Source organism: Bombella intestini (assembly GCF_002003665.1).
Lineage (GTDB): Bacteria > Pseudomonadota > Alphaproteobacteria > Acetobacterales > Acetobacteraceae > Bombella > Bombella intestini.
The window spans coordinates 71788-78482 of record NZ_JATM01000006.1; the positions used below are offsets into that span (position 1 = coordinate 71788).

Here is a 6695-nt window from a genome sequence, read left to right on the forward strand (position 1 = left end):
CCGCTCCGTAATCATGGAGGGGTGGTTCTCTCAAAAAACAGATGAGGTAGCTTTTTTAGAGCTTCTCAACCTGGTTGTAATCCAGATCAACCGGAGTGGAGCGACCAAAGATAGAGACGCTGACCTTGAGGCGCTGGTTCTCCGTATCGATCTCCTCGACACTGCCATTGAAGGATGTGAAGGGACCATCGGAAACACGGACCTGCTCGCCAATCTCGAAGGAGAGGCCAGAGCGGGGACGTTCAACACCTTCCTGAGCCTGCTGAAGGATACGTTTTGCTTCAGCATTGCTGATGGGGGTCGGCTGGTTGTTGCGTGTACCCAGAAAACCGGTCACCTTCGGTGTGTCTTTGACAAGATGCCAAGCGCGGTCCGTCAGCTCCATTTTCACCAGCACATAGCCGGGGAAGAACTTGCGCTCGGTATTCACCTTGCGGCCACGGCGAACCTCAGTCACTTCCTCAGAAGGCACCAGAATTTCTTCGAACTGATCGCTCAGTCCCTTCTTTTCGGCCTGCTCACGGATATGCTCGGCAATCTTTTTCTCGAAGCCTGAATAGACATGCACAACGTACCAGCGTTTTGCCATGATGCTGCTTTAGCCTCCGATACCCAAAATTCTGCTAATGCCCAAGCCGATTATCTGATCGACGATAAAGAAGAAAATACAGGTGGCCACGACCATGGCCAGCACAGCACCTGTCGTGATGATGGTGTTGCGGCGCGTCGGCCATGTAACACGTTTGGCCTCGGCACATACATCTGAGAAATATCTGCGAAGGCTGAATCCTGGGCCTTTCTGGGCCGGAGGCATCTTCGGTGAATTGCCTTTCGGCTTTGTGACCGACACCATTATCCTCAAATCTATCTCGGCCCGAGCCCTGTCACCCGGGTAAGGCAGTCAGGCGGGCAGGGTATGACGTGGCAGGGGTGGAGGGTCTCGAACCCCCAACCTCCGGTTTTGGAGACCGGCGCTCTAGCCAATTGAGCTACACCCCTTCAGGGTCGAATCGACCTGTAACCGCCAGTCCATCAGGGGCCGGCGATGGGCAGGAAAAGATAACGACAGAGCCATAAAGTCAAGCACTATCTCCAAGAAAATGAAAAAACCTTTCTCACCCCACCGTAGAGTGGAATCGCCTCTTGTCTTACTCCATAAGAATGGTTATATCTCCAGCGCAGATAGAGCGGGCGTAGCATAATGGCTAATGCAGTAGCCTTCCAAGCTTCTGATGAGGGTTCGATTCCCTTCGCCCGCTCCATGATTTTCCCAAAAATTTATTATTTCGTAACCATTCTCTCCGTTTCTCGGGCGGCGAGGAGGGGCATGCCTTGTCATATCGGGTTGGATTCTCAGTGAGATATGAGCGGAGATGCCTGTAGCGCAGAGCCCCGGTCTGGTCGGCCTTCCGGTTGCGCTAGCGGTGCAGCCCGTGTTAATGGGCGAGATCGAAACACTGGCCGGGTTCTGGCTCTGGTGCTCCTGTCGTGCAGGATGTTCTAGGGCATGCCGGTTGGGTTAGGACCGGGGAACCGGTCGTGAAAGCAGAACCTCATGAAGACGGAATGAACCCGTGACGGTTGCACAGGAAAAGCAGATCAGGGCGCCAGGTGAAGTGGCGCAGCGTTATGCCCGGGCCTTTGAGGAGTATCTCTCGGACAGCAAACAGGATAAAGCTCTCGTTCTGGAGCAGGTGCGGGCGTTGCGTGAGGCTATCGCCCAGCTACCAGACCTGCGCACTGCTCTGGCAGACCCTCGGTTTGATATCAGGCAGACGGAAACGCTGGTAAAAGCTCTTGGCTCCGCACTTGGGCTTGGCGATGCCGTGCAGCGTTTTGTGGGTTTCATCGCCCATCAGCGCCGCCTGTCCGGTCTGGATGAGATCCTGTCAGCCGTTCTTCTTCTAGACGCCCGCCAGCGTGGCGAGGTGCGTGTGGAAGTGACGACCGCCCGTCCTATGGAAGACGGGCAGCGTGAAAGCCTCCGGGCCAGCCTACAGCAGGCCGGATTTGCTAATATTGCTATGACCGAACATGTTGATCAGGCCCTTCTGGGGGGCATGGTCGTGCGTGTCGGTTCAGTTCTTTTTGATACATCGATCGCCGGGCGTCTGGCCCGTCTGCAGAACGCCATGAAGGGAGCCGCGTGATGGAGATCCGTCCCGCCGAGATTTCAGAAATTCTCAAGCAGCAGATCGCGTCTTTCGATCAGCCTGCCGCTGTTTCAGAGACAGGCACCGTTCTGTCCATTGGGGATGGGATTGCCCGCGTTTATGGCCTGAGCAACGTTCAGGCTGGTGAAATGGTCGAGTTCGAGGGAAGTGGCGGCGTGCGTGGCATGGCGCTTAACCTCGAGAGCGATAGCGTTGGTGTTGTTATCTTCGGGGAAGGTGACCGCATCAGTGAGGGTGACACGGTTCTGCGTACCGGCAAGGTCGTGGAAGTGCCCGTTGGTAAGGGGCTTCTGGGTCGCGTCGTGGATGCTCTGGGCGACCCGATTGATGGTCGTGGCCCGCTCGAGAATGTCGAGTACCGCCGCGCCGATGTCCGGGCTCCGGGGATCATGCCCCGCCAGTCCGTCAGTGAGCCGATGCAGACTGGTATCAAGGCTATTGATGCGCTTGTGCCGGTTGGGCGTGGCCAGCGTGAGCTGGTGATTGGTGACCGTCAGACGGGTAAGACCGCTATTCTGGTCGATACCATTGTTGCTCAGAAGGGTGTTAATGCAGAGGGTGACCCGAAGAAGTCGCTCTATTGTATCTATGTGGCTGTCGGGCAGAAGCGCTCCACCGTGGCCAACCTTGTGCGTAAGCTGACAGAGGCCGGTGCGATGGATTATTCCATTGTTGTTGCTGCTACAGCTTCCGATGCAGCGCCGATGCAGTATCTGGCTCCTTATGCTGCCTCTGCTATGGGTGAGTATTTCCGTGATAACGGTATGCACTCCCTGCTTTGCTACGATGATCTGTCTAAGCAGGCTGTGGCTTATCGCCAGATGTCTCTGCTGCTGCGTCGTCCGCCGGGGCGTGAGGCTTTCCCGGGTGACGTGTTCTATCTGCACTCCCGTCTGCTGGAACGCTCCGCCAAGATGTCCGAAGAGTTTGGCGCTGGCTCTATGACAGCTCTGCCGGTGATCGAGACGCAGGCTGGTGATACATCCGCTTACATTCCGACCAACGTCATCTCCATTACTGATGGTCAGATCTTCCTTGAGACAGACCTGTTCTACAAGGGTATCCGTCCGGCCGTGAACGTTGGTGGTTCCGTGTCCCGTGTGGGTTCTGCGGCGCAGATCAAGGCTATGAAGCAGGTTGCTGGTACCATCAAGTTGGAGCTGGCTCAGTATCGTGAGATGGCTTCCTTCGCTCAGTTCGCTTCCGACCTTGACCCAGCGACACGCCGTCAGCTGGATCGTGGTGCCCGTCTGGTTGAACTGCTGAAGCAGCCGGAGACATCTCCGCTGGCCGTTGAGGAGCAGGTGGCTGTTCTGTACGCCGGGACTCGCGGCTATCTGGACTCTGTGGCTGTTAATCAGGTGACCTCTTACGAAGCAGCTCTGTTGGAGGAGCTTCGTAATGGTGGCAAGTCTCTTCTGGAGAAGATTCGCACAGAGCAGAAGCTGACACCGGAGATCGAAGGTGAGCTCAAGTCTCTGCTTGAGGCCTTCGGCAAACGTTTTTCAGCCTGAGGGTTGTAGCTCATGCCTTCATTGAAAGAACTGCGCGGAAGGATTGCGGGGGTCAAATCGACCCGCAAGATCACAAGCGCAATGAAAATGGTCGCCGCCTCAAAATTGAGGCGCGCCCAGAATCAGGCCGAGGCAGCCCGCCCTTATGCTGAGACCATGCGGCGTATGATGAGCGAGCTGGCTGCGGCATCGCAGGGGATGGACCCTTCCACTCTGCCGCCGCTGCTGGCTGGTACGGGCCGGGATAATGTGCATCTCCTCGTCATTCTGACGTCTGACCGTGGGCTGGCTGGTGGCTTCAACGCCAACATGATCCGCACGGCTCGCCAGAAGATTGAGGAGCTGCGCTCACAGGGGCGCACTGTGCGCCTTCTGCCGGTTGGTCGTAAGGGTGCCGAGATCTTCAAGCGCTACTATCCGGATATGGTGGTGGATTCGCTCCACAATAAATCTGGAACCCAGCAAGATGCCTATGCTCTCGCTCAAGACCTCGCCAAGCGTGTGGCCGATCTGGTCGAAAATGGTGAGGTAGATGCCTGCACCTTGCTGCGTAGCCGCTTTGTCAATGCGATGACTCAGGTACCGCAGGCCATTGGTCTTGTTCCTTTGCCCACGGCGGAAGACGACAAGGCTGGGCAGGGTAGGACGGATGGTGCTGTCTATGAGTTTGAGCCTAACGAGGGCCATCTTCTAGCACAGCTTCTGCCACGCAATCTGCTGGTGCAGTTTTATGCCGCTGTTCTGGAGAGCGCTGCTGGTGAGCAGGGTGCCCGTATGACGGCCATGGATAATGCCAGCCGCAATGCGAGCAAGGCCATTGAACGTCTGTCGCTCCGTTATAACCGGACACGACAGGCCAATATTACTAACGAGCTGATCGAAATCATTTCCGGCGCAGAAGCCGTCTGAGATCATGCAGGAGAGAAATCTGATGTCTGAGGAACTCAACCGCTCTGCTGAAAATGCCGGTGTTGGTGTTGGACGGATCACCCAGATTCGTGGTCCAGTGGTGGATGTCCAGTTTACGGACAAGCTGCCGCATATTCTGAACGCCCTTCATGTTAGGAATGGCGATCAGACGGTCGTGCTGGAAGTTGCGCAGGAAATTGGTGAGCGTCAGGTCCGCTGTATTGCCATGGAAGGGACTGATGGTCTCGTCCGTGGTGCAGAGGTGACAGATACGGGTAACCAGATCACTGTTCCGGTTGGTCCGGCAACGCTGGGGCGTATCATCAACGTTATCGGTGAGCCGGTTGATGAGAAGGGGCCGATCCAGAGCGAAACGCGCTTCCCGATTCATCGTCAGGCTCCTTCCTTTGAGGAGCAGGCCGCTAATACCGAAATTCTGGTAACGGGCATTAAGGTTATCGACCTGCTCTGCCCTTACCTTAAGGGCGGTAAGATCGGTCTCTTCGGTGGTGCCGGTGTGGGTAAGACCGTTATCATTCAGGAGCTGATCAACAACATCGCTAAGGCGCACGGTGGTGTGTCCGTGTTTGCTGGTGTGGGTGAGCGTACCCGTGAGGGTAACGACCTGTACTACGAAATGCAGGGCGCCGGTGTTATCAAGGTCGATGAGAATGGTCACACCGAAGGCTCTAAGGTGGCTCTGGTCTATGGCCAGATGAACGAACCGCCGGGTGCTCGTGCTCGTGTAGCCCTGACAGGCCTTTCCGTTGCTGAATATTTCCGTGACGTGGAAGGTCAGGACGTTCTCTTCTTCGTGGATAACATCTTCCGCTTTACGCAGGCTGGCTCTGAGGTTTCCGCTCTTCTCGGGCGTATTCCTTCTGCCGTGGGTTATCAGCCGACACTGGCAACGGAGATGGGTGCCCTTCAGGAGCGTATTACCTCCACAAAGAAAGGCTCTATTACGTCCGTTCAGGCCGTGTATGTGCCTGCCGATGACCTTACCGACCCGGCCCCGGCTGCAACCTTTGCCCACCTTGATGCTACAACGGTGCTGAACCGTTCCATCGCAGAAATGGGTATTTATCCGGCTGTGGATCCGCTCGATTCTACCTCTCGTTCCTTGGACCCTAAGATTGTGGGTCAGGAACATTATGAGGTGGCTCGTGCCGTCCAGAGTACGCTCCAGAACTATAAGGAGCTTCAGGACATTATCGCCATTCTCGGTATGGATGAGCTGTCTGAAGAGGATAAGCTGGTGGTTGGCCGTGCTCGCCGTATTCAGCGCTTCCTGTCTCAGCCTTTCCATGTGGCTGAGGTCTTCACTGGGGCTCCGGGTAAGCTGGTATCTCTGGAAGATACCGTGCGCTCCTTTAAGGCTGTGGTGAACGGTGAGTGTGATGATCTGCCTGAAGGTGCCTTCTACATGGTCGGTGCCATCGAGGAAGCTCAGGCGAAAGCCGAGAAGATGAAGCAGGAGGGCTGATCTATGCCGCTTCGCATCGAGATCGTCAGTCCGGAGAGGCGCTATACCGACCGTGAGGTTGATATGGCTGTCGTTCCGGGGACAGAGGGGGATATTGCGGCCATGCCTGGGCGCTCCCCGTTACTGTTGCAGCTTCGTGGTGGGGTGATCACCCTGTACAAGGATGATCAGGTTCTGGAACGCTGCTTCGTCACAGGTGGTTTTGTCGATATGACAGCGGATCACTGCACGATTCTTGCCGATTCGGTGCGGGCGCTTGAAGACCTCTCCATTGATGATGCCAGCCAGACACTGGATGAGCTGAAACAGCAGTGGACGTCTGTTGGGCCTGATGAAATCGAACTTCAGGAAAGCTTGAGCCGTCAGATTCAGGCTGCTCGTGCAGAGATTGAGGTTGCTGAGAAGGTGAAACAGAACGATCTCAAGGCGCTTTAAAGGCGGCTATATAGGTTGTGCTGTTTTGAAAAAGAGACCGGCCCTTAAGGGGGCCGGTTTTTTTATGTCTAGGATTAGCCCGATTCTTATTTTTGGGAATCGTTTTATGTGATTCGTTTGAGTGTTTAGTTTTTTAACAAATGGCTGTTTTCTGTGGTTTTTGAAGTTTTTATGAAG

At 55.6% G+C, this 6695-nt stretch carries 7 protein-coding genes and 2 tRNA genes; 6 read left to right on the plus strand and 3 right to left on the minus strand.

Translation table 11 applies throughout. From position 1 onward, the window contains the following. Positions 1–55: 55 nt before the first annotated feature. The 3 genes from nusG to AL01_RS08910 all read right to left on the minus strand — a co-directional run bounded on the left by nusG (position 56) and on the right by AL01_RS08910 (position 999). Complete coding sequence (nusG, locus tag AL01_RS08900; protein WP_077397192.1) at positions 56–589, minus strand: transcription termination/antitermination protein NusG; 534 nt, start codon at positions 587–589, stop codon at positions 56–58. 9 nt (positions 590–598) lie between these two features. Further along, positions 599–853, minus strand: a complete 255-nt coding sequence (secE, locus tag AL01_RS08905; protein ID WP_077397193.1) for a preprotein translocase subunit SecE — start codon at positions 851–853, stop codon at positions 599–601. A gap of 69 nt (positions 854–922) precedes the next feature. Then, positions 923–999, minus strand: a tRNA-Trp gene (locus AL01_RS08910). A 188-nt stretch (positions 1000–1187) separates the two neighbouring features. On the opposite strand from AL01_RS08910, the gene AL01_RS08915 reads away from it, so the two are divergent. The 6 genes from AL01_RS08915 to atpC all read left to right on the plus strand — a co-directional run bounded on the left by AL01_RS08915 (position 1188) and on the right by atpC (position 6518). Continuing rightward, positions 1188–1262: transfer RNA gene (locus AL01_RS08915), tRNA-Gly, on the plus strand. A gap of 312 nt (positions 1263–1574) precedes the next feature. After that, entirely contained in the window at positions 1575–2150 is a 576-nt protein-coding gene (gene atpH / locus AL01_RS08920) for an ATP synthase F1 subunit delta (protein ID WP_077397194.1), read from the plus strand. After that, positions 2150–3688 carry a F0F1 ATP synthase subunit alpha gene (gene atpA, locus AL01_RS08925; RefSeq protein WP_077397195.1) on the plus strand — a complete coding sequence of 513 codons (1539 nt, stop codon included), beginning with the start codon at positions 2150–2152 and terminating at the stop codon, positions 3686–3688. Before atpH ends, atpA begins: the two co-directional genes overlap by 1 nt. Before the next feature lie 12 nt (positions 3689–3700). Next, positions 3701–4597 carry a F0F1 ATP synthase subunit gamma gene (locus tag AL01_RS08930; protein WP_077397196.1) on the plus strand — a complete coding sequence of 299 codons (897 nt, stop codon included), beginning with the start codon at positions 3701–3703 and terminating at the stop codon, positions 4595–4597. A gap of 22 nt (positions 4598–4619) precedes the next feature. Then, positions 4620–6083, plus strand: a complete 1464-nt coding sequence (atpD, locus tag AL01_RS08935) for a F0F1 ATP synthase subunit beta (protein ID WP_077397197.1) — start codon at positions 4620–4622, stop codon at positions 6081–6083. A 3-nt stretch (positions 6084–6086) separates the two neighbouring features. Beyond that, entirely contained in the window at positions 6087–6518 is a 432-nt protein-coding gene (gene atpC / locus AL01_RS08940; RefSeq protein ID WP_077397198.1) for an ATP synthase F1 subunit epsilon, read from the plus strand. The last annotated feature ends 177 nt before the right edge of the window (positions 6519–6695 follow it).

Bases quoted from the DNA above. Each gene is read 5' to 3' on its own strand.
- AL01_RS08930 (WP_077397196.1), top strand. From the start codon at position 3,701: ATGCCTTCATTGAAAGAACTGCGCGGAAGGATTGCGGGGGTCAAATCG.
- atpD (WP_077397197.1), top strand. From the start codon at position 4,620: ATGTCTGAGGAACTCAACCGCTCTGCTGAAAATGCCGGTGTTGGTGTT.
- nusG (WP_077397192.1), bottom strand. From the start codon at position 589: ATGGCAAAACGCTGGTACGTTGTGCATGTCTATTCAGGCTTCGAGAAA.
- atpC (WP_077397198.1), top strand. From the start codon at position 6,087: ATGCCGCTTCGCATCGAGATCGTCAGTCCGGAGAGGCGCTATACCGAC.
- secE (WP_077397193.1), bottom strand. From the start codon at position 853: ATGGTGTCGGTCACAAAGCCGAAAGGCAATTCACCGAAGATGCCTCCG.
- atpA (WP_077397195.1), top strand. From the start codon at position 2,150: ATGGAGATCCGTCCCGCCGAGATTTCAGAAATTCTCAAGCAGCAGATC.